This window comes from Paraburkholderia sp. BR13439 (assembly GCF_040948805.1).
GTDB lineage: Bacteria > Pseudomonadota > Gammaproteobacteria > Burkholderiales > Burkholderiaceae > Paraburkholderia > Paraburkholderia youngii.
On record NZ_JBFPKN010000207.1, the window covers coordinates 1 to 255 of the forward strand.

General features: G+C 54.5%; 1 pseudogene. It reads right to left on the reverse strand.

The annotated features are described in order from the left end of the window. Positions 1–145: pseudogene (locus AB3X96_RS42895) on the reverse strand (IS6 family transposase); the annotation flags it as partial. Positions 146–255: the final 110 nt, after the last annotated feature.

A 255-nucleotide genomic window follows, 5' to 3' on the forward strand; every position in this document is an offset into this window, starting at 1 on the left:
CGCCGAATTTGTCGCACCAGCGGCGGGTCGTCTCGTAACTGACAACGACACCGCGCTCGAACAGCAGTTCTTCAATATCACGCAGGCCAAGTTGGAACCGGAAATACCACCGAACCGCGAGACTATTGAGTTTTACTAAATTCATGACAACCGATTCTCTGCTGGTGCGTTATACGGTCATCGCGTTGAAGGGAGACTCGGTTGATGGCCAAAATGGACGATGCTACGCGCAAGCGGGTGCGTGCCGGTCGCTTG